General features: G+C 66.3%; 18 protein-coding genes. 11 read left to right on the top strand and 7 right to left on the bottom strand.

Features of this window, described 5'->3' with window-relative positions:
• The first annotated feature begins 167 nt into the window (after positions 1 to 167).
• Together OLX02_RS01550 and OLX02_RS01545 are read left to right on the top strand one after the other, a co-directional pair.
• Complete coding sequence (locus tag OLX02_RS01550) at positions 168 to 488, top strand: hypothetical protein (protein ID WP_264419635.1); 321 nt, start codon at positions 168 to 170, stop codon at positions 486 to 488.
• Positions 489 to 607: 119 nt separating this feature from the next.
• A complete protein-coding gene (locus OLX02_RS01545; RefSeq protein ID WP_264419633.1) occupies positions 608 to 2,119 on the top strand; it encodes a cryptochrome/photolyase family protein in 1,512 nt (503 codons plus the stop codon).
• A 35-nt stretch (positions 2,120 to 2,154) separates the two neighbouring features.
• Here the strand turns inward: OLX02_RS01545 and OLX02_RS01540 are convergent, their stop codons facing one another.
• Positions 2,155 to 3,306, bottom strand: coding sequence for an acyl-CoA dehydrogenase family protein (locus OLX02_RS01540; RefSeq protein ID WP_264419632.1), 1,152 nt, complete (start codon positions 3,304 to 3,306; stop codon positions 2,155 to 2,157).
• A 108-nt stretch (positions 3,307 to 3,414) separates the two neighbouring features.
• On the opposite strand from OLX02_RS01540, the gene OLX02_RS01535 reads away from it, so the two are divergent.
• On the top strand, positions 3,415 to 5,889 hold the full coding sequence (locus OLX02_RS01535) for a helix-turn-helix transcriptional regulator (RefSeq protein ID WP_264419631.1): 2,475 nt from the start codon (positions 3,415 to 3,417) through the stop codon (positions 5,887 to 5,889).
• 9 nt (positions 5,890 to 5,898) lie between these two features.
• Here the strand turns inward: OLX02_RS01535 and OLX02_RS01530 are convergent, their stop codons facing one another.
• Positions 5,899 to 6,690: an enoyl-CoA hydratase/isomerase family protein gene (locus OLX02_RS01530; protein ID WP_264419630.1), complete on the bottom strand. Its 792-nt coding sequence runs from the start codon at positions 6,688 to 6,690 to the stop codon at positions 5,899 to 5,901.
• Positions 6,691 to 6,712: 22 nt separating this feature from the next.
• Complete coding sequence (locus tag OLX02_RS01525; RefSeq protein ID WP_264419627.1) at positions 6,713 to 8,134, bottom strand: carotenoid oxygenase family protein; 1,422 nt, start codon at positions 8,132 to 8,134, stop codon at positions 6,713 to 6,715.
• 240 nt (positions 8,135 to 8,374) lie between these two features.
• Between OLX02_RS01525 and OLX02_RS01520 the strand changes: the two genes are divergently transcribed.
• The 4 genes from OLX02_RS01520 to OLX02_RS01505 all read left to right on the top strand — a co-directional run bounded on the left by OLX02_RS01520 (position 8,375) and on the right by OLX02_RS01505 (position 13,233).
• On the top strand, positions 8,375 to 9,502 hold the full coding sequence (locus OLX02_RS01520) for a hypothetical protein (RefSeq protein ID WP_264419625.1): 1,128 nt from the start codon (positions 8,375 to 8,377) through the stop codon (positions 9,500 to 9,502).
• 186 nt (positions 9,503 to 9,688) lie between these two features.
• Positions 9,689 to 11,251 (top strand): acyl-CoA synthetase, encoded by a 1,563-nt coding sequence (locus OLX02_RS01515; RefSeq protein ID WP_264419623.1) that lies wholly within the window; start codon positions 9,689 to 9,691, stop codon positions 11,249 to 11,251.
• A 22-nt stretch (positions 11,252 to 11,273) separates the two neighbouring features.
• Positions 11,274 to 12,143, top strand: a complete 870-nt coding sequence (locus OLX02_RS01510) for a PaaI family thioesterase (RefSeq protein WP_264419622.1) — start codon at positions 11,274 to 11,276, stop codon at positions 12,141 to 12,143.
• Positions 12,144 to 12,369: 226 nt separating this feature from the next.
• On the top strand, positions 12,370 to 13,233 hold the full coding sequence (locus OLX02_RS01505; RefSeq protein WP_264419620.1) for a calcium-binding protein: 864 nt from the start codon (positions 12,370 to 12,372) through the stop codon (positions 13,231 to 13,233).
• A gap of 31 nt (positions 13,234 to 13,264) precedes the next feature.
• Here the strand turns inward: OLX02_RS01505 and OLX02_RS01500 are convergent, their stop codons facing one another.
• Positions 13,265 to 15,355 carry a RelA/SpoT family protein gene (locus tag OLX02_RS01500; protein WP_264419618.1) on the bottom strand — a complete coding sequence of 697 codons (2,091 nt, stop codon included), beginning with the start codon at positions 15,353 to 15,355 and terminating at the stop codon, positions 13,265 to 13,267.
• Positions 15,356 to 15,478: 123 nt separating this feature from the next.
• Here OLX02_RS01500 and OLX02_RS01495 point away from each other — a divergent pair, with 123 nt between their 5' ends.
• Positions 15,479 to 16,714, top strand: a complete 1,236-nt coding sequence (locus tag OLX02_RS01495) for a glycosyltransferase family 87 protein (RefSeq protein ID WP_264419617.1) — start codon at positions 15,479 to 15,481, stop codon at positions 16,712 to 16,714.
• Here OLX02_RS01495 and OLX02_RS01490 read toward each other — a convergent pair.
• On the bottom strand, positions 16,700 to 17,332 hold the full coding sequence (locus OLX02_RS01490) for a GNAT family N-acetyltransferase (protein WP_264419615.1): 633 nt from the start codon (positions 17,330 to 17,332) through the stop codon (positions 16,700 to 16,702). The genes OLX02_RS01495 and OLX02_RS01490 overlap by 15 nt on opposite strands.
• 134 nt (positions 17,333 to 17,466) lie before the next feature.
• Between OLX02_RS01490 and OLX02_RS01485 the strand changes: the two genes are divergently transcribed.
• On the top strand, positions 17,467 to 17,934 hold the full coding sequence (locus OLX02_RS01485) for a PaaI family thioesterase (protein WP_264419613.1): 468 nt from the start codon (positions 17,467 to 17,469) through the stop codon (positions 17,932 to 17,934).
• 39 nt (positions 17,935 to 17,973) lie between these two features.
• Here the strand turns inward: OLX02_RS01485 and OLX02_RS01480 are convergent, their stop codons facing one another.
• Together OLX02_RS01480 and hemF are read right to left on the bottom strand one after the other, a co-directional pair.
• The gene (locus OLX02_RS01480) at positions 17,974 to 18,375 is read right to left on the bottom strand and encodes a GFA family protein (protein WP_264419612.1); all 402 of its coding nucleotides are present in this window, start codon (positions 18,373 to 18,375) and stop codon (positions 17,974 to 17,976) included.
• Positions 18,376 to 18,382: 7 nt separating this feature from the next.
• The gene (gene hemF, locus OLX02_RS01475) at positions 18,383 to 19,258 is read right to left on the bottom strand and encodes an oxygen-dependent coproporphyrinogen oxidase (RefSeq protein WP_264419611.1); all 876 of its coding nucleotides are present in this window, start codon (positions 19,256 to 19,258) and stop codon (positions 18,383 to 18,385) included.
• 44 nt (positions 19,259 to 19,302) lie between these two features.
• On the opposite strand from hemF, the gene pdeM reads away from it, so the two are divergent.
• Positions 19,303 to 19,986 carry a ligase-associated DNA damage response endonuclease PdeM gene (gene pdeM / locus OLX02_RS01470; RefSeq protein ID WP_264419609.1) on the top strand — a complete coding sequence of 228 codons (684 nt, stop codon included), beginning with the start codon at positions 19,303 to 19,305 and terminating at the stop codon, positions 19,984 to 19,986.
• 135 nt (positions 19,987 to 20,121) lie between these two features.
• Complete coding sequence (infC, locus tag OLX02_RS01465) at positions 20,122 to 20,640, top strand: translation initiation factor IF-3 (RefSeq protein WP_264419607.1); 519 nt, start codon at positions 20,122 to 20,124, stop codon at positions 20,638 to 20,640.
• Positions 20,641 to 20,696 lie beyond the last annotated feature (56 nt).

Genomic DNA, 20,696 nt, shown 5'->3' with positions numbered 1-20,696 from the left:
CACACGCGCCAGGCAGGCGTTGATAGCGCCGCAGACTTCATCAATGCAGGTACCGCTTGAATCCCGTTGATACGATTGATGTCGAATGTTGGCAGTCGTTCGCTGATGGATGCCAATAGGTTCGCATCCCCGTGGTTTGCGGTCACAAACATGCTAGGAATGGCAACATGTCCAATATCCACAAGCTTGCCGGTGTCGTCGAGGTAGACGGGTTCCAATATGAGTGGGAACTGCGGCGCGAGCCGCAGTGGGGCGATTACGATGGCTGGCAGGGCATGACGGTTGCCCTGCTCCAGAAGGATACGCAGCGCGGCGCCTTGCTCGAATTTCCTCCGCCGAAGCGCTTGCTGAAAGGCATGCCGCGGGGCCGCCTCCAGATCAACGATGCCATTGTCTCCCGGGGAATCCGGGCTGCTCTGCTGGCTGGGTGGGAGCCCGCATCGCGCGGCAAGCCCATGGTGTTCGTGGTCGATGCGGACGGCAACTGACAGCCGCCAGCAACGCCGACGCACGCCCCGGGACTGAGCCGGGCTGAATATCGACGGTAGGGCTATCGGCACTCTTGGACAGGCTTCATCACACCTGCATTGCGGGTAGAGGCGCCGTCATGACCGAGCGCCTCATCCTTGTCCTGGGAGATCAGTTGACGCCCCGCCTCTCCGCCCTGCGCGAGGGCGACCGGGCGCGCGATGTGGTGCTGATGGCCGAAGTCATGGCCGAGGCCACGTATGTGCGCCACCATGTGAAGAAGATCGCCTTCGTCTTCGCCGCGATGCGCCACTTTGCCGAGGAATTGCGGGCGGCGGGCTGGCGGGTGGATTACGTGCGGCTGGACGATCCGGCAAACACCGGCTCTCTGGCGGGCGAGGTGCAGCGCGCCTTGGCGCGGCATGGCATGACCCAAACGCTGGTAACGGAGCCGGGCGAATGGCGGCTGATGCAGGAGATGGCCGCATGGCCCGACACCAGCATCCTGCCTGACGACCGCTTTTTGGCCGACCGCCAAGGCTTCGCCCAATGGGCAGACGGCCGCAAGACCATGCGGATGGAGCATTTCTATCGCCTGATGCGCCGCAAGACCGGGCTGCTGATGGAAGGCGATCAACCAGCCGGTGGCCAATGGAACTTCGATTCCGACAATCGCCAGCCCGCAGACAGTGCCCTGCTGCTGCCCCAGCCGCTGCGCTTTGCGCCGGATGCCATCACGCTGGAGGTGCTCGATCTGGTCGCGCACAGGTTTCCTGATCATTTCGGCGATCTGGAACCCTTCTGGTTCGCCACGACCCGCGCCCAGGCAGAAGCCGCCTTTGCGCACTTCCTGGCGACGGGCCTGCGCGATTTCGGAACCTATCAGGACGCGATGCTGTCGGCGCACAAGTTCCTCTGCCACGCGGTGATCTCGCCCTATCTCAATGTCGGCCTGCTCGATCCGCTGGCCATGGCCCAGGCGGTCGAGGCCGAGTGGCGTGCCGGCCGCGTGCCCCTTAACAGCGCCGAGGGTTTCATCCGCCAGATCATCGGCTGGCGCGAATTTGTGCGCTGCATCTATTGGTGGCGCATGCCGGATTACGCGGCATCCAACGCGCTGGACGCCCATCGCCCGCTGCCGGCTTTCTATTGGAGTGCCGACACGCCCATGGCGTGCATGCGCGCCTGCATCAGCCAGACGCGCGAGGAGGCCTACGCACATCATATCCAGCGATTGATGGTCACCGGCAATTTCGCGCTGCTGGCCGGGATAGACCCGCACGAACTGCATGAATGGTATCTGGCGGTCTATGCCGACGCCTATGAATGGGTGGAACTGCCCAACACGATCGGCATGAGCCAGTTTGCCGACGGCGGCCTGCTCGCCTCCAAACCCTATGCCGCGAGCGGGGCCTATATCAACCGGATGAGCGACTATTGCGGGTCTTGCGCCTACGATGTGAAGGCCAAGGCGGGGCCAAAGGCGTGCCCGTTCAATCTGCTCTACTGGCATTTCATTGCCCGCCACCGGGAGCGGCTTGCCCGCAACCCGCGCATGACGCAAATGGTGGCCACATGGAACCGCTTCGCCCCCGAACGACAGCAACAGCTGTGGCGCGACGGCGAAGCCTTTCTGGCCACCCTTGCCTGACCGGCATCGCCGTGGAGCAGAACGGCCGCACGCGATCAGAGCAGCTTGGCAACCTCGTCGAGCATGACGGCCGATGCGCCCCCGCCTAGCGAATGGGGGCGCGCGTCGCGCCCCAGCCGCTCGATCTCGGTCCCGCGCATGTAACCTGACGCACCGTGATGCTGGACGCAAACGTCGACCACCCGCTTCAGCAGCTCGGGCAGGGTCGCCTTGACCATGGTCGCTTCAAGCCGGACGCTTTCACCGCGACTCTTTTTCACCGCCGCATGGTAGAGCAGGAGCTTGGCGGCGCTCAACTCGCTGACGAGCCGCGCGATATCGTGGCGGATCACCTGCAGGTCCCACAACGTCCCGCGATAGGCCTGGCGCTGCTTGAGATGATCGAGCGTGATCTCGATGGCGCGTTCGGCCATGCCCACGCATTGCGCGCCGATACTCAACCGCTCGTTTTCGATGCCCTGCATCATCAGGTAGAAGCCGCGCCCTTCCTCGCCGAGCAGGTTCGCCGCGGGGACGCGAAAATCGTCGAAGAACAGATCACTCATGTCGGAGCTGGACCAGCCCGTCTTGCTGAACGGCGCGCCGGTGGTGAAGCCGGGCGCGCCCTTTTCGATAACGAACAGCGAGAACCCGGCAGCGCCCTTGGCTTCCGGATCGGTCCGCGCGACCGTGACGAAAATCTCGCCTGACAGGGCGTTGGTGATGAACGTCTTCTGGCCGTTGAGCACGTAATGGTCGCCGTCGCGAACGGCGGTCGTCTTCATGCGGACAAGGTCGGATCCGCCGCCCGGCTCGGTCACGGCGAGGCCGGCGATCCGCCGGCCGGCGATGATATCGGGAAGCCAGCGCTGCAACTGCTCGGGCGTGCCGTTGCGCTTGATCACCGGCGCGGTGATATCCGCGTGGTCGCTGATCGCGCTCATGAATCCCCCGAAGCCGGATCGCCCCAGTTCCTCGCCGAAGACGACGGTGCCGAGCGTATCGAAATCCGCGCCGCCAAAGGCTTCGGGCATCGAGACGCCGAGCAGTCCGAGTTCGCCCATCCGCGCGAAGACCGCGTGCGGCAGCGTTCCCAGGTTCTCCCATGCAGCCGCGGCAGGGACGATTTCGGCAGCGATGAATTTGCGCAACTGGGCGCGCAGTTCCTTGTGCTCGCCGCTGAGGTATTGCTCGTCGAGATCGATCACGCGGGGCCTCCCTTTACCGCACGATCAACAACATGGCTTTCGATGATCGGCCCCCACCTTTAGGAGGGGGCATGGAGATCACACGAGGCGCAGCGAACCCACCGGGTCATGGGGCAGCATAGTCGAACCACAAGGGCGGCCACCGAGGTCGCGCGTACCGCGCTGCGCGAGGCCGTGCTGGCCGCGCTGCGCGTGCATCCCATCACGCTGATCGTCGCGCCGCCGGTCAGCGGCAAGGCCACGCTGGTGCGGCAGGTTCGCGCACGCATGGCCGAACTGGACGATTTTCCGTCGGTGCAGATCATCGAGAATTTCGGCCGTCTCGCCCCCGAACGACAGGCGCAAGTGGCGCAGGACATCGAAGCGGCGGTCATGGCCGGACAGCGCTGGCTGGTGACGTCGGATCGATGCCTCGATGCCTTCTTCGCCATCAACCGGATGCGCGGCGAGGTCGGCCAGTTCGGCATGCACGACCTTGCGCTGGCGGATGCGGAAGTACGCGAATTCCTGGGCGCAGATCTGGCCGGACAGATCCCCGAGCGTTTTCTGCGCGCCCTGAATGAACGCGCTGGCGGCTGGGCGGGCGCGTGGATGGTCGTTCGCACCTTGCTGCGCCAAGGCCATGCGCCGGCCGATCTGGCCCGATCGTTTTCGGGCCGCGACCGCGATCTGGCGGCCTATTTCGGGCAACAGGTGATGCCGAACCTGGCGCCCGGCGTCGGCGACCTGTTGCGCGATATCGCGCCGCTCCACGAGGTGAGCGAAGACGTGGTGCGTGCCGCAACCGGCCGCGCCGATGGCGGGCCTTTGCTGCGCGCGGCGGTGCGCGATTGCGGCTTTGTCCTCGATATCGACCGCAACGGCGATCGCCAGCGCCTGCACCCGCTGTTCCGCGACTACCTCAATGGCCTGGCGCGCCAGGGCGATGCCGAACGCCATCACGCCTTGACCGCCCGCTTCGCCGAAGTCGCCGGCGCGCGCGGCGAGTGGCTGGAGGCCGCGCGGCTTTTCTCGGAGTCCGGCCATGCAGGCAAGGCCATCGAAATCCTGCGCCGCTTTGCCGATGACCTGATCACCGGCCGGGGCGAGGTGGCCAGCTTTCGCCAACTGATCGCAAGCCTGCCCAAGGATGCGGCGCAAATGTCGTCGCTCGCCGCGGAATTGGCGCTCGGATCGATCTTTGCCGGCGATTTTGCCGGGGCCGCCGCGCTTGTCGATCAGGCCTACAGCGCGCCGCAGCTCGGCGAGGACGAGCGCGTACGGCTGGAAGCCATCGGAATCAGCGTAAATTTCGGCCTCGAACGGTTCCATTCGGTCCGGACCGAGGCCCCACGCTGGCTCGAACGCCATCCGCTGGTCGATCCACGTTACCGCGCCGTCGCCGCGATCGCGCTGTTCTGGTCGTGCACCGCCGAACGCGACAGCAGCGGCGCTTACCGCGCTCTGGGGATCGCCCGCACGGACGTTGCCAAGGCGCGGGCCCCCTTCCTCGATGGCTGGCTGTCGATCATCGCCGCCGCCCACAAGTTCGCCTACGGGCAGGTAGGCGGCGCGGCGCAGGTGCTCGATGCCGCGCATGCTACGGGCATGATCCGGCACACGATGGACCTCGTGCGCGCGGCGCTGGCCTACGAGCTGGGACAGACCGACAGGGCGCAGCAGCTGATCCGGTCTTCGCTGCGCGCAGGCGTTCGCCACAGTGTCGTCGAGACATCGCTTTACGGCTGGGGCACGGCGGCACGACTGGCCGCGCGCGACGCGGAGTTTTCGGCGGTCCTGCAGGTGTTGCAGGAAGCCGAAGCGTTGATGGCATCCCGCCATGGCGAGCGTGCCCGGCGCCTTGTGCGGCTCCTCCGCGCGGCGCTGATCCTGCAGGCGCCGGGCGAAGCCTTGCTGCCGTCGCTGGAAATCGAGCTCGATGCCGTCTGCAACGATGCGGTCGCGCAGCAGCTATGCCCGTCGTATGTCGAGACCGCGCGCCTCGCACTCGCGCGCTACCACGCGCGCTGCGGCGATCCCCGGCGCGCCATCTCGCTGGTCCAGCCGATCCAGTCGGCGGCGCTGCGCGTCAATCGCATCGCTTGCTGGGGGGAAGCCTCGCTGATCTACGCCGGCGCGCTGGCCCGCCGCGGCGACACGAACCGGGCGATGCGGCAGGCGTGGTCCGCGATTGCGACGATGGCCGACGCAGGATACCTTTCCAGCATCGCCGACGAGCATATGCTTCTGGCACCGCTTCTCGACGCGCTGGTCGCCCGTGCGCACGATACGGCCGACACGCACAGCGCCGCCACGGTCGCCGCGATCAGCGAGCTGGGGCGCCGGGCAGGCCGGCGACAGCCTGCGATCGACCTGCCATCGATGGAACGGGATGCGCCGATCGATCCCGTCGCCTTGACCGATACCGAGCGCCGGGTGCTCGCCCTCGCCGCGCAGGGCCTCGCCAATGCCGACATCGCCGCGCGCATGACCATCGGGGTGACCACGGTGAAGTGGCACCTCAAGAACATATTCGCCAAGCTGTCGGTCAGGTCGCGAACCGCAGCCTTCGTCCAGGCCCGCCGGCTGGGCATGGACCTGTAAGCCGCCCCCTCACCGCCCGGTGAAGTGAGGCCGCCGCCGCGCCAGGGCCGCGCTGACGCCTTCGCGCACATCGTCGGTCCGGCATTGCTCGGACAACAGCCGCGCTTCCCATTCCATCTGCGCTTCGGGCGATGCGCCGAAAGTTTCCAGCAGGAGGCGGCGGGTGGCCGCGAACGCGCGGGTCGGACCGGCCGCGACGACCTGCGCCAGTTCCTCGCCCCGTGCCGCCAACGCGTCATCCTCCGCGATCTCGGTCACCAGCCCGATGGCGGCAGCTTCCGTCGCGGCAATCCGGCGATTGGTCAGGACCAGTTCCTGGAAACGCCGAAGGCCGATCAGGCGCGGCAGGATGAAGGTCGAGGCACCGTCCGGCGAAAAGCCGATCGCGGTATAGGCAATCGTGAAGTGCGAACTGGCAGACGCCACGACGATGTCGCCAAGCGCCGCGAGCGCGACCCCGGCCCCAGCGCACGCCCCCTGCACCGCCGTGATGATCGGCGCATCCATCCGCAGCAACTTGGAGAGCGCCGCGTGATAATCGGCCGTCATCGTCTTGACCGCAGCAGACAGGTTCTCCTCGGCGGCGAACACGGTAAGATCGCCCCCGACACAGAAATTCTTGCCCTCTGCAGTCAGGATGACCACGCGAAGGCCGGGCGTCTCATCGAGGATGATGGCCGCATCGCGCAGTTCACGGCCGAGCGTACGGCCCAGCGGGTTGCCCTTGGCACCGTTGATCAGGGTCAGCCGCGCAACGCCCTGCTCGATCGTCAGGCGCAGTGTTTCGAATTCATGGTTCATGGTGTTTCTCGCTCGATTGCGATCAGGACAGCACGCTGGCGGGCAGCCACCGGCCATGGAACTTGGGCGGCACCTTCTGCGGCAACCTGATGCGCGCGACCGGGCCGTCGGCGAGCGCCCGCGATGGGGTGATCCAGAACTCCGATGCCATGTCGGTGCGATTGGTGACGAACCCGACGACATAGCCGTCATCCTCGCCCGATCCGCCATCGCGCGGGACGAAGCACGCCTCGTAGCCGACATGATGGTCGGGAAAAGCAAGACGATCCCGCGCGCCGGACACGAGGTCATACTTCAAGAGGCCGTTGGCCATCAGCGTGGGCTCGTCGGTCTTGATCTGCGCCATGTAGCTGTAGCGCGCCCCCGACGCGATGTTGGCATCGTTGACACGCGGGAACTCTACGAAAGCATCATCGATCTGGCGTTCGACGACGGCGCCCGTGCGCAAATTGAGCCGCCACATGTAGGGATGCGAATCGAAACGGTGCTCCCCGTCGACCAGCGGCAGGTCGGCGTGGACCTGCCCCCGCTTGTCGACGCGGGTCGCGCCGGCGATGCGCGCACCGACAAGGACGAACTCGTCCCCCTCGTCCCACGCCGATGAAAGGTGCCACATGAAGCACGGGCTGGCCTCGAACCAGCGCACCGGTGCGTCAAGATCGTGCCGGTCGACCAGTCCGATGCGCGCAGGGGCTTCGTCGTTGAGCACGAACCCGAGCGTATCCTGGCCGGGCCGCTTGAAGTCCATCATCAGCGGAAAATCGAACACGCAGATGAAGCGGTCGCTGATCGCCATGTCGTGCTGCACGCGCGGCCCCGGCAGATCTATCGGCGTGTGGCGGGTGATCTGCCCGGCATTGCTCGCCACGCCCACGTGCAGGAACGGCGGGCGCGGCGACCACGAGATGAAAAACAGTTCCTCGGTCTTCGGGTCGATCTTGGCGTGCGAGGTCAGCCCGCCCTTCAGCGTGTTGTTGTAGGTGAAGGTGCCCCTGGTCTGCAGGTCGGGCAGCGACAGTTCGTGGGGATCGCCGCCTTCCCACCACAGCGCCAGGAGCCGGCCCGAATGGTAGACGAGATCGGTGTTGGCGACATTCTTGTGGCGCTTGCCCGCGCCGGGCTTGGCGAGCGATCCGACATACGTGGCGTGACCGGCGGCGATGTCTTCGGCCAGGCCCTCGGTCTTGATCCAGCGGCTGCGAAACACCGGCTTGCCATCATCGATCTGGACCCCATGGACCATGCCGTCGCCGTCGAACCACGAATGTCCGGCGTTGGGATGGAAGCGAGGGTTTGCGCCGTTCTGCACGAACATGCCGTTGAGATCGCGCGGGATCTCGCCGATCACGGTCAGGTCGGTCGCGGTAACCTCGTCCATCACGGGCGCGTAGACGCCGCCGAGATAGAGCGATGCCTGTTCGAGGGGGCTGCCGCCGGTGGTCATGTGAGGCTCCTGTCAGCCGAGTGAGGGCTTGCCGCATCAAGTTGCGGTCAGGATCAACACGCCCGCACCCTCCCAAAGGAGGGGAATGCAAACGCTCGGTTGCGCAAAGACTGCCCGGCAGGACAATTTCAGGAGCGATGCCGGCATGGCCAGGTCCCCGTTCGATCCGGCGAAGAATGCCGATGCAGCAGCGGCCTTTTGACGCAAGATTACCCCAGCCCCCCAGCCAAGGATTTGGTGATGCTGAACAAACTCGACGACTTCCCGGTCCATCAGACCCCCGAGCCGCTGGCCGTTCTCGCGACCAGCGATCGCAATGCCTATGACCGGACCTGGTTCAACGGATATGCTCAGGACGGCTCGTATTATTTCGGCATCGGCATGGCGATATACCCGCACCGCGGGATCATGGACTGCGCCTTCAGCACCGTTCGCCCCGGCGAGCAGCAGCACTGCTTCTATGGCTCGCGCCGCGCCCCGCTCGAACGCACCGACATGAGTGTCGGGCCGTTCCGCCTCGAAATCATCGAGCCCATGCGCCGCACCCGCGTCATTCTCGATGACAATGCCAGCGGCCTTTCCTGCGACCTGACCTTCTCGACGCGCACGGCTTCGATCCAGGAGGCGCGGCAGACTTTGTGGTCAGGCGCCCGCCGCATCATGGACAGCACCCGTTTCGACCAGTTCGGGCGCTGGAGCGGCACGATCCACACCCCGGATGGAGACATCGTGGTCGATGACGCCATGTGCCGCGGCACCAAGGACCGGTCGTGGGGCGTGCGAAGGATGGGCGAACCCGATAGCGGGGGCGCGCCAACGCCGCCGGGCAGCGCCTTCTTCCTGTGGGCGCCCATCGCCTGGGACGACCATATTACCCACGCGATCTTCTTCGATGGCCCGCAAGGCGAAGCCCTGGTCCGCGAAGGGATCATCGCGCCGCTCTACGCCAGCGAAGCCGCCGTCCCCGGCGTCGAGGACGGTCTTGACCAGCGCATGGCGACCGCGCGGCACCGGGTTGCCTATGTGCCGGGCACCCGGCTCGCCAAGTCTGCCGAAATCGACCTGGTGCACCTCGACGGCAAGGTGCGGACGATCTCTCTCGATCCGATCCTGAAGTTCCAGATGAAGGGGCTCGGCTATGGCCATCCGGTGTGGGGCCAGGGCATGTGGAAAGGCGAGCTCGAAATCGGGGGCGAATCCTTCGATCCACGCCAGCTCGATCCGCTCGCTCCCGAAAACCTGCACGTGCAGCAAGTCGTTCGCGCCAGCGACGGCGAGCGGACCGGCATCGGCGTGCTCGAACAGGTGGCCATCGGTCCCTACGCACCAGCGGGATTCTCCGAATTCCTGGATGGCGCCAAGGGGTAGTCCTTGCAGGCCTCGCCTCATCCCGTCCCGGCCCTGCCCCCCGTCACGCCGATGGCGATAACGGCGGGCACGGCGGGGTCGCGGCGATGCGGCTTGGGGCAGGCCTGGATTGCCAAGCCATCATTCATTTGATCCAATGCCGCATCGCTCGTGGCCAACAAGACCATGATCAACGGGAGAATTGAGATGCACCCCACGCTTCACGCGCAGGCGACACCAGACAAGCCCGCGTATATCATGGCCGGCACGGGCGAGACGGTCACTTATCGCGAACTGGACGAACGCTCGAACCAGGGCGCGCACCTGTTCCGCGCGATCGGGCTGGAAGCGGGCGACGGCATCGCGTTCTTCATCGACAACCACCCGCGCTATTATGAATTGCTGTGGGCGGCGCAGCGGTCCGGGCTGCGCTTTACCTGCATCTCGTCAAAGCTCACGGCTGACGAGGTGGCGTACATCCTCGACGATTGCGGCGCCAAGGCGTTCGTCGCGTCGGCGGCGCTGATGGAGGTAGCCGCGCCAGCGGCCGCGATGGCATCCTGCCCGCAGCTCTACGTGCTGGGCGAGCCAGTGGGAGCGTTCGCCAGCTTCGAGGCCGCCCGCGCCGGTCATCCGACCACGCCGATCACGGACGAAACCGCGGGCAGCGCTATGCTCTATTCGTCCGGTACGACCGGCCGGCCCAAGGGCGTCAAGCGTGCCGGCGCGATCGACCCCGATATCGCGGCCCCCAACACGCTCGCGACGCTGGGCGCGGCGCTCTACGGCTGGACGGCGGACTCCATCTACCTGTCCCCCGCCCCGCTCTACCATGCCGCACCGCTCGGCTGGTCGATGGCGGTCCAGGCCATCGGCGGCACTGTCGTCATGATGGAGAATTTCGACGCCGAAGCGGCGCTGCGCGCAATCGAACACCACAAGGTGACCACTGCGCAATGGGTACCGACCCACTTCATCCGGATGCTCAAGCTGCCCGAGGACGTGCGCACACGCTACGATCTGTCCTCGCTGACAGCCGTGTTCCACGCTGCGGCGCCCTGCCCGATCCCGGTCAAGGAGGCGATGATCGCGTGGTGGGGGCCGATCATCAACGAGTATTACGCCGGCACCGAAGGCAACGGCTTCTGCGTGATCAACTCGGAAGAATGGCTCGCGCACAAGGGCTCGGTCGGCAAGGGCCTGACCGCTGAAGTGAAGATCTGCAACGAGGCCGGCGATGCGCTGCCCCCCCGCACCGAAGGCGCGGTGTTCTTCGCCGGTGGCAACGCGTTCGAATATCATGGCGATCCGGCCAAGACCGCAGATTCGATCAACAAGCATGGCTGGACAACGCTGGGCGATGTGGGCTGGCTCGACGAGGAGGGCTACCTCTACCTCACCGACCGCAAGAGCTTCATGATCATCTCGGGCGGCGTGAACATCTACCCGCAGGAAATCGAGAACCTGTTGGTCGGCCATCCCGGGGTCGCCGACGCCGCCGTGGTCGGCGCCCCGCACGAGGAGATGGGCGAACAGGTCGTCGCGGTGATCCAGCCGATGGACTGGGCCAACGCGGGTCCGGAACTCGCGCAGGAACTGTCCGTCTGGCTCCGCGAGCGCCTGTCGCACGTAAAGACCCCGCGCCAGATCGACTTCATGCAGGAACTGCCCCGCCATCAGACCGGCAAGCTATACAAGCGCCTGATCCGCGATGCCTATTGGGGCAAGGCCCAGACCCCGGTCGCGCTCGTCCCTGGCATGCGGCGATAACGGCGCGGGCCGGAGACGCGGCATGAGCCTTGCGCCCGAAACCGACCTCGCTGACGACCTTGGCGGCGCGGCCGCAACCGAGCGGCTCCAAGGCATCCCGTTCGCGCGAGCGATCGGGATGACGGCCACCCGGTGCGGCGGCGGAACGGCCCGCTCGACCGTCCCCTTTCGCGGCGCCTTCGCCATCCAGCCGGGCGATGATCGCTTTTGCGAAGGGATCATCGCCGCGGTGGCGGACCAGGCGGGCAGCGTGGCCATCTGGTCGCGGCTCGGCCTGGCGTTTCCCCATGCCACGGTCAGCCTGAGCCTGACCTTTCTTGCACCCGCGCGCGGTGCCTGTCTTGCGTTCGACGCCGCGCTTCTGGCCGACGCCGGTGGCTTGGGACAGACCTCCGTGACCGTGGTGCAGCCGGATGGACGGGAAGTTGCCCGCGGATCGGTCGACTTTGCCTTGGGCAGCTATCCCGGCGATGCAGGCGCCTCGACCACCCGGCCGATCGCGGACCCTGCCAAAGTCGGCGAGCAGATCATCGAGGAACTGGAAGCTGCGGACGTCTACGCAGGGCTCGGGCTCGAACCCCTTGGCGAAACGGACCATCGCCTTCCCTACCGCGTCAACCTTGCGGGATCGCGCGATCCGCTTGCCCTGCACGGCGGCGCGATTGCCGCGGCCGGCGCCGCGTCCGCGCGTGCCGCGCTCGCACCGCCCGACGGCTGGCGCATCATCCAGCTGTCGGTGGATTACCTTCGGTCGGGCCTGCCGGAACCCGCAGACTTGCACGCCCGTATCGTATCACGCACCCGGCGGACCGCGCTTGTCGAGGTGGATGTCCGACAGGCCAGTGGCACACGCCTCGTGGCACGGATGAGGGTGCGATTTCATTCGCAATAGGCTGGGCGCACGGCCTGGACTGCGCAAAAAGCTATTCGGATCCACGTCGTCATCCCCGGCACACGACGCGTATCACAGCATCTACTGCGGGACCGGCCTTGCGCGCGGAACGGGCACGGTCCTTTCCGCCGGTATCGTCAACGGGATTTTCGACTTCGTCGGCAAGCTGAACACCTTCACCACGCCAGCCTAAAGCGTTCAGGGCATCGCGCTGAAGGGCGCCGAAGTGGGCGCGGCGCAGAACACCATCGACAACCAGGATGACCTCGCTCTGCTGGCAAAGGCCTTTTCCGGCAATGACCGGTTCCTTCTGTCCGAGCAGGTCGACGCGGTGTCCGGCTATGCCGGCAACGATGTGATCTACGGCTATGGCGGCGGAGACCTGATCTATGGCGGGGACGGCAACGACAGGATCTACGGTGGCGCGGGCGACGACCAGCTTGAAGGCGGCCGGGGTGACGACCTGCTCTATGGCAACGCGGGCGTCGATACCGTGTCCTACCAGAACGCCGACACCGGCGTGACCGTGGACCTGCGCATCACCATCGCGCAGGATACCATCGGAGCGGGGACCGATACGCTTTCCAGCTTCGATCGCCTTTATGGGTCCGCCTTCGACGACAGGCTTACCGGCAACACCGGCGCGAACGAGATCATCGGGCTTAGCGGCAACGACATCATTCTCGGCAAGGCAGGCAACGACCGCCTCGACGGCGGCAGCGGGCGTGATACGCTGACGGGCGGCACGGGTGCTGACCTGTTCTCGCTGTTCGGCTTCGCTTCGTCTGCCGACCGCGATCTCATCACCGATTTCAGCCATGCCCAGGGCGACCAGATCCTGCTGAGCAAGCTGACCTTTCAAGGACTGTCGGGCGATGTCGACACCGCGCTGTCCGCAGCGCAGTTCTACACGGCGGCAGGGGCGACCAAGGCCCACGATGCCGACGACCGCATCGTCTACAATCCCGTTACCGGCGCCGTTTACTATGATGCCGATGGCGCGGGCGGCGCGGCCTCCGTGCAGATCCTGAAGATGGGCGCGGGCGTCCATCCCGTGCTGGAAGCCGGGGACTTCCTGCTCTCGTTCTGAGCGAGGCCGGGGGCACCCTGCCCCCGGCAGGTCAGATGCGCTCGGCCTGCGCCACCGCGTCGCTGGCGCGCAGCGCGCTGACAATGCGCGTCAGGTGCGCAAGATCGCGCACTTCCAGATCGACTTCGTAAGTGTGGAACGGGTTTTCGCGCTGAGTCATCTCCAGGTTGACCACGTTGGCGTGGTTGCTGGCGAAGACCCCTGCCATTTCCGCCAGCGTGCCGGGGCGGTTGTAAAGCTCGGCGCGCAGGCGACCGACCGCGCCATCGGTGCGCGCGTCCCAGGAAAGGTCGATCCAGTCGGCATCGACGCCGTCGGCCAGGCTCATGCAGTCGATGGCGTGGACTTCCACGCCCTTGCCCGGCCGGCGCAGACCGACGATGCGGTCGCCCGGCACCGGGTGGCAGCATTCGGCCAGCTGGAACGCCATGCCCGGCGTCAACCCGCGCACCGCGATCGCGCGCTGCTGCTTGGGCCATTCCTCGCTGCCGGGCAGGTTGGCGGCGCTGCCGGGCACGAGCGCTTCCAGCACGGCGCGGTCGTCGATCTTGGCGGCGCCGATGGCGAACATCAGGTCCTCCTCGGACGCCAGCTTGAGCCGCTTGACCGCATCGGCCAGAGCCTTCTTGCCCACCTTCGACGGCAGCCGCTCGGCGATCTCCTCGTAAAGCTTGCGGCCGATCGCCGCCACTTCGGCCCGCTCCTTCTGCCGCACGAAGCGGCGGATGGCCGCGCGGGCCTTGCCGGTCACCACAAAGCCCAGCCACGACAGCTGCGGCTCGGAATTGCGGCTCTTGATGATCTCCACCACGTCGCCGTTGTTCAGCTGCGTGCGCAGCGGCACGTGGCGGCCGTTGATCTTGGCCCCGACCGCCTGCGCGCCCAGATTGGTGTGCACGCCGAAGGCGAAGTCGATCGGAGTCGCACCCTTCGGCAGCTGGAACAGCGCGCCCTTGGGCGTGAAGGCGAAGATGCGATCCTGATAGATCGCCATCTTGGTGTTTTCGAGCAGTTCCTCGGCATCGTGGCTGGCATCGAGGATTTCGACCAGATCGCGCAGCCAGCCTACTTCGCCATCGGGCTTGCCGCCCTGCTTGTAGGCCCAGTGCGCGGCCAGGCCATACTCGTTCAGGCGGTGCATCTCCTTCGTCTTGATCTGAACTTCGACGCGCATCGCGTTGTTGTAGATCAGGGCGGTGTGCAGCGAACGGTAGCCGTTCATCTTCGGCGTGGAGATGTAGTCCTTGAAGCGGCCGGGAATCATCTGCCAGGTGCGGTGCAGGATGCCGAGCGCCTTGTAGCAATCTTCCTCGCTGTCGGTCAGCACGCGGAAGGCCATGATGTCGGTGATCTGCTCGAAGCTGACGTGGCGCTCGGCCATCTTCTTCCAGATCGAATAGGGATGCTTCTCGCGCCCCGAAACTTCAACCTTCAGCCCGGCTTCGGCGAGCGACTGCTTGATCTGCAAGGCAATCGAATCGACCTGCGCACCTTCCTCGCTGCGGATCGCGGCGAGCCGGCCGGTGATGGTGGCATAGGCCTCAGGCTCGATCTGCTCGAACGCGAGAAGCTGCATCTCGCGCATGTATTCGTACATGCCCACGCGCTCGGCCAGCGGGGCGTAGATATCCATCGTCTCGCGCGCGATGCGGCGGCGCTTGTCCTCGCTCTTGATGAAGTGGAGCGTGCGCATGTTGTGCAGGCGGTCCGCCAGCTTGACCAGCAGGACGCGCAGGTCCTCGCTCATCGCCAGCAGGAACTTGCGCAGGTTTTCGGCCGCGCGCTCGCTCTCGGTCATCGTCTCGATCTTCGAGAGCTTGGTCACGCCATCGACCAGCCGCGCGACGTCCGGCCCGAACAGGCGCTCCACTTCCTCGACCGTGGCGAGGGTATCCTCGATCGTGTCATGAAGCAGAGCAGTTACAATGGTTTCCTGATCGAGCTTCAGTTCGGTCATGAGGCCCGCAACCTCGACCGGGTGCGAGAAATAGGGGTCTCCGGAAGCCCTCTTCTGCGTGCCGTGTTTCTGCACGGTATAGACATAGGCACGGTTCAGCATCGCCTCGTCCGCATCGGGAGCGTAGGCGAGCACACGTTCGACAAGTTCGTACTGGCGCAGCATCTGGCCCCTAAAATGGGGGGAACAAGCCTGTGGGAGCAAGGGAAAAACCTGCCGGCAAAGGTTTCTTCACGCATTGTTTGCCATGTTGCGACCTGAACGGCACCTAAAGGCACCTGAGACGACATGAAGGCGATGCAGGCGGCACCGGCCGGGGGGACAATGGACGTGAAGCAGCAACGGGCGGAAGAGCGCGGCGGCCCGGCCCGCGTGCTGGCCGCGCTCCGCTCCGGCGAGTGGCTCGATGCCGGGAGGGTGCGCGTCTATGCGCTGATGATCCTGGTCGCCTACCTGCCGATGATCGCCAATGTCTTTCGCCAGGCGACCGGGACCATCGGCAGCGACTTCCTCGCCTTCTGGGGCGCGGGCAAGCTGATCGCGGCGGGGACGCCGGCGGCGGTCTACAACCTTGCTGCCGAGCAGGCGGTTCAGGCGCTGAGCGGGACCGGGCAACTGGTCGCCTACGTCAATCCGCCGCCTTACCTGTTCCTTGTCATGCCGCTGGGCGCCCTGCCCTATGCCGCCGGGTGGATCCTGTGGGCCTTCACCGGCTGGGCGGTGTGGTTCGCGGTGGCGCGGCGCATCCTGCCGGACGCTGCCATCGCCATACTGGCCTTCCCCGGCGCCTACCTTGCCGCGAGCCATGCGCAGAACGGGCTGTTCACGGGGGCGCTGCTGGTGGGCGCCGTGCTGGCGCTGCGGCGCTCGCAGGCGCTGTCGGGCACCTTGTTCGGGCTGCTGATCATCAAGCCGCACCTGGCGCTGCTGGTGCCGCTGTGGCTGGCCGCCGGGCGCAAGTGGACTGCCTTCGCCGCCGCCGGGGCCAGTGCGGCGCTGCTGTGCCTGTTGTCGCTGGCGGTGTTCGGCGCGGAGACGTGGGCGGCCTATCCGCAAAGCTTCAAGGCCAGCGCGGTGCTGATGGCGCGCGACGGGACCGATTTCTACCTGCGGATGTCCACGCTCTATGCCGGGCTGCGCTATCACTTCGGGGCGGACGCGGCGCTGCTGGGACAGGGGCTGGTCACGATCGGCTGCGGCGCGCTGGTCTGGCTGGGCTGGCGGCGGACGCAGGACACGCAGGCGAACGGCGCGCTGCTGCTGGCGGCGACCGCCCTCGCCTCTCCCTACCTGTTTTCCTACGACCTGCCGTTCCTGGTCCTGCCGGTATTCTGGCTGGTGCGCGAGGCGCGGGCGCAGGGCTGGCGGCCGTGGGAGAAGATGACCGTGGCCGGGCTGTGGCTGGCCCCGCTGGCGACGCGCGCGGTCGCCCTGCCGCTGCATCTCAACCTGATGCCGGTGGCCTCCGCCGTGCTGGTGTGGGCGGTGTGGCGGCGGATGACGCCGCGTTCAGGCGCGCAGTAGCGGCTGCTGGGGTGCGGTGTCTTCGGGAAGCACCCCGCCAAGACGCGGGTCGGGAAAGATCTCGACGTAGCGGGCATAGGGCGTGAAGCCCTGCCCCATGTAGAACGGCAGCGCCGAAGGCCCGTCGAGCGTGCAGGTGTGAACCCAGACCCGCTCCACCCCCGGCGCCCAGGCCATCTGGAGCGCGCGGCGCATCAGCCATTTGCCCAGCCCCTTGCCGGTCGCGCCGGGAATGAGGCCGAAGAAGGCAATCTCGCATTCGCCCGGCACGCGGAAATCAAGTTCGAGGATGCCGACTTCGACCTTGGCCCGATCCGCGACCGCATAGAGCTGGACGGCGGGATCGTGGATGATCGCGGCAAGGTCCCCATCGCTTTTCGCCAGCCGCGACCACCACAGCCACGGCGCTCCGACTCGCTTGTAGAGCAGGCGGTACTTTTCGGGCGCGGTATCCTTCCAGCGCACCAGTTGCAGCGGCACGTCGGCTTCGGGAGCCAACCTTCGCAACGCCGCCGGCGGGGCCAGCATTTCGAGCGCCGTGACCACGCAGGCGAGATCGCCCGGGGCGACCGCATGGTAGCCTTCGCGGAGCGGTTCGGGGTGGTCGGGCGTGATCATGCGTTTTGGTCCTGACGCGGCGAGACGGGATGCCCGCCTTCGCGGGGATGACGGGGAAAGGGAAGATGCTTCGCGCGAAAAAGGGGCCCGCGCCCCTTGCGCGGCGTTCGCACCTGCGACAAAGGCCTGACACGATGGAAACTCTCAAGCTTGATAGCCCGCAGGGCGCCGGCTGGCGGCGCATCAACGAAACCCCCGCCGGCTATGGCCGGACGATGCCGCCGATCTTCGCGCGCAAGACCGATGCAGGCGCGGAATGCTGGGTCGTGCCCGACGAGAGCAGCAGCAATTACCAGGGACTGGTCCACGGCGCGTTCCTTGCCTCGCTGGGCGAGCAGGTGCTGTACCTGCCACTGGCGCTGCACGAGCGGATGGGCGTGGGCGGCGGCACGCTGACCGTCGATTTCGCGATGCAGTACCTTGCCGGCGCGGCGCTGGGCGTGCCGCTTGTGGGCGAAGTGGAGTGCATCCGCGAGACCGGCAGGCTGGCGTTCATCCGCGGCACGCTGCGGCAGGACGGCGAAGCGGTGATGGGCTTCACCGCCACGCTGCGCAAGCTGAAGAGCCGGACCCCGCCAGGCACCGTCAGCGAGAACGGCTGAGGCGGAGCCGGGTGGCGGTCCGTTCCTGACCGCGCCCCATTACAGGATCCGCGCCTCGCGCACGTAGGTGAAGTCACCCTCACCCGCCCAGGCGGCGCCATCGGGATAGCGCAGTTCGATGCCGGCGAGGTCGCTTTCCGGCGCGAGCCGCATGTTGACCCCCATCATGGTGTTGCCGAACTTCGCTGCCGCGCTTTCGGTCAACGTGAAATGGGTGGTCGAACCGCAGGCGGGACAGAACCGGAGGTTCGCACCGGGTTCGGGCTTGTCCTCGCGGCTGTAGCCCGCCGACGCCCCCTGGACGGTCACATCGTCAGGATGGAAGTAGGCCCAGCGCGCACCCGATTTGCGGCAGAGCGTGCAGTTGCATTCATTGATGAAGTCCGGCCGCTGGCGGACTTCGTAATGAACCTGGCCGCAAAGGCAGGCGAGCTTCAGCATCCGGGTGTCAGCTCCACACCGCTTCAGGCGGCAGGCTCATCAGGATGGCGTCGATGTTGCCCCCGGTCTTGAGGCCGAACAGCGTGCCGCGGTCGTAGACGAGGTTGAATTCGGCGTAGCGACCGCGCCATTGCAGCTGCTGGAGCTTTTCCGCGTCGTTGAACGGCAGCCCCATGCGGCGGCGGACCAGCATGGGGAATGCGGCCAGAAACGCTTCGCCGACATCGCGGGTGAAAGCGAAGTTCGCGTCGAACTGCGCTTCATCGGCGCATTCGAGGTGATCGTAGAAGATCCCGCCGACCCCGCGATGCACCTTGCGATGGGGGATGTAGAAGTAGTCGTCCGCCCACGCCTTGAAGCGCGGGTAGTATTCGGGATCGTGCGCATCGCACGCGGCCTTGTAGGCGGCGTGGAAATCGGCGGTATCCTCGGCATAGGGGATCGGCGGGTTGAGATCGCCGCCGCCGCCGAACCATGCCTTGCGCGTGGTGAGGAAGCGGGTGTTCATGTGGACGGCGGGCACGTGCGGGTTCGCCATGTGCGCGACGAGGCTGATGCCGGTTGCGGTGAAGCCGGGGTTTTCCGGGTCCGCCCCGTTGATCGAAGCGGCGAAGTCCTTGGAGAAGGTGCCACCCACGGTCGAGACGTTGACGCCGACCTTCTCGAAAACCTTGCCCTTCATCAGGCCCTGCACGCCGCCGCCGCCATTTTCGACCGGCTCGCCTTCGTGCTCGCGGTTCCACAGGGTATAGGCGAAGCGGGCGTCGCTGCCGGCCTCGCGCTCGATCGCTTCGAATTCGGCGCAGATGCGATCGCGCAGGCTCTCGAACCACTGGCGGGCGCGGGCGGTCTGGTCGGTCCAGTCGGTCTTCGTCTCGGTCATGCAGAGGCCTTGCCAAGGGAATCGCCATCCGGCAAGGGGAAGCCATGGTTCCCTTTTCGTTCGCCAATCAGGACTTGCGGCTGGGCAGCGGGCGCGCGCTGTACTGGGCGGAGGAACAGGCGCTGCTGGTGGCGGACCTGCATCTGGAAAAGGCGAGCTACTTTGCGCGGTTCGGGCAGATGCTGCCCCCCTACGACAGCCGCGAGACGCTGGAGCGGGTGGCGGAGGCGATTCGCGAGACCGGCGCGCGGCGGGTGTTCTGCCTGGGCGACAATTTCCACGATGCGCAGGGCGCCGAGCGGCTCGAACCGCACGCGGCCGGGATGCTCGATGCACTGAGCCGCGCGACCGACTGGGTGTGGATCACCGGCAATCACGACGTGAAGGGCGGCAAGGCGCCGGGCACTTTCGTGGACGAGCTGGACGTGCGCGGGCTGCTGCTGCGGCACGAAGCGCGGCCCGGCGAGACACGGCCCGAGCTTTCCGGTCACTTCCACCCCAAGCTGCGGATTACCGCGCGCGGCCGCCGAATTGCGCGGCCTTGCGTGGTTGCGAGCGAGCGCAAGCTGATCCTGCCGGCCTTCGGCGCGCTGACCGGCGGGATGGATGCGGGCGATCCTGCCATTCTGGCGGCAATGCAGCCGGCGCGCGCGATCGACGCGCTGGTGCCCGCGGCGGGCCGTCTCGCGCGCTTTCCGCTGTGGCGCGAAAGCCAGCATCGGGCTTGATCCGGCACGTCGCAGTCACCATCTTGCAAGCTTGGCTCTTTATCTGCTGCGCCATTGTGATATGAGCGCGCCCGAAGCCGCAATTTCGAGCAACATTCAGGAGATCGCACTATAGCTCCCCCTCCCCGGCGCAGTATGGCGCCCCCCGTCAAGAGCGGGCCACGCTACAACCTGATGATCAACGTGCCGAAGGTGCGCGTGATCGATGAGAACGGCGAAAACCTGGGGGTGATGTACACCCGCGAGGCGATCGATCAGGCGGCCGAAGTTGGCCTCGACCTCGTCGAAGTCTCGCCCACCGCGGACCCGCCGGTCTGCAAGTTCCTCGATGTCGGCAAGTTCCGGTACGAGGCGCAGAAGAAGGCCAACCTCGCCCGAAAGAGCCAAAAGACGCAGGAGATCAAAGAGATCAAGATGCGTCCCAACATCGATGATCACGACTATGACGTGAAGATGCGGAACGTGTTCCGCTTCATCGAGGATGGCGACAAGGTGAAGGTGACCCTGCGCTTCCGCGGCCGCGAGCTCTCGCACCAGCAGCTGGGCATGAACCTGCTGCGCAAGGTGCAGGACGACGTGGCGGAGATCGCCAAGGTCGAAGCCTTCCCCCGCATGGAAGGCCGCCAGATGCTGATGGTGCTGGCGCCGAAGTAAGCGCCGGACCTTCACTGCGAATCGAAAAAGGGCGCGCCGCGAGGTGCGCCCTTTTT

The organism is Novosphingobium sp. KCTC 2891 (assembly GCF_025938155.1).
GTDB lineage: Bacteria > Pseudomonadota > Alphaproteobacteria > Sphingomonadales > Sphingomonadaceae > Novosphingobium.
This window is presented reverse-complemented; position numbering and strand designations above follow the sequence as displayed.

What these genes read in the sequence shown, in the direction of transcription:
- OLX02_RS01550 (WP_264419635.1), top strand. Translation starts at nt 168, where the DNA reads ATGTCCAATATCCACAAGCTTGCCGGTGTCGTCGAGGTAGACGGGTTC.
- OLX02_RS01545 (WP_264419633.1), top strand. Translation starts at nt 608, where the DNA reads ATGACCGAGCGCCTCATCCTTGTCCTGGGAGATCAGTTGACGCCCCGC.
- OLX02_RS01535 (WP_264419631.1), top strand. Translation starts at nt 3,415, where the DNA reads ATGGGGCAGCATAGTCGAACCACAAGGGCGGCCACCGAGGTCGCGCGT.
- OLX02_RS01530 (WP_264419630.1), bottom strand. Translation starts at nt 6,690, where the DNA reads ATGAACCATGAATTCGAAACACTGCGCCTGACGATCGAGCAGGGCGTT.
- OLX02_RS01525 (WP_264419627.1), bottom strand. Translation starts at nt 8,134, where the DNA reads ATGACCACCGGCGGCAGCCCCCTCGAACAGGCATCGCTCTATCTCGGC.
- OLX02_RS01520 (WP_264419625.1), top strand. Translation starts at nt 8,375, where the DNA reads ATGCTGAACAAACTCGACGACTTCCCGGTCCATCAGACCCCCGAGCCG.
- OLX02_RS01515 (WP_264419623.1), top strand. Translation starts at nt 9,689, where the DNA reads ATGCACCCCACGCTTCACGCGCAGGCGACACCAGACAAGCCCGCGTAT.
- OLX02_RS01510 (WP_264419622.1), top strand. Translation starts at nt 11,274, where the DNA reads ATGAGCCTTGCGCCCGAAACCGACCTCGCTGACGACCTTGGCGGCGCG.
- OLX02_RS01500 (WP_264419618.1), bottom strand. Translation starts at nt 15,355, where the DNA reads ATGCTGCGCCAGTACGAACTTGTCGAACGTGTGCTCGCCTACGCTCCC.
- OLX02_RS01495 (WP_264419617.1), top strand. Translation starts at nt 15,479, where the DNA reads ATGAAGGCGATGCAGGCGGCACCGGCCGGGGGGACAATGGACGTGAAG.
- OLX02_RS01490 (WP_264419615.1), bottom strand. Translation starts at nt 17,332, where the DNA reads ATGATCACGCCCGACCACCCCGAACCGCTCCGCGAAGGCTACCATGCG.
- OLX02_RS01485 (WP_264419613.1), top strand. Translation starts at nt 17,467, where the DNA reads ATGGAAACTCTCAAGCTTGATAGCCCGCAGGGCGCCGGCTGGCGGCGC.
- OLX02_RS01480 (WP_264419612.1), bottom strand. Translation starts at nt 18,375, where the DNA reads ATGCTGAAGCTCGCCTGCCTTTGCGGCCAGGTTCATTACGAAGTCCGC.
- hemF (WP_264419611.1), bottom strand. Translation starts at nt 19,258, where the DNA reads ATGACCGAGACGAAGACCGACTGGACCGACCAGACCGCCCGCGCCCGC.
- pdeM (WP_264419609.1), top strand. Translation starts at nt 19,303, where the DNA reads ATGGTTCCCTTTTCGTTCGCCAATCAGGACTTGCGGCTGGGCAGCGGG.
- infC (WP_264419607.1), top strand. Translation starts at nt 20,122, where the DNA reads ATGGCGCCCCCCGTCAAGAGCGGGCCACGCTACAACCTGATGATCAAC.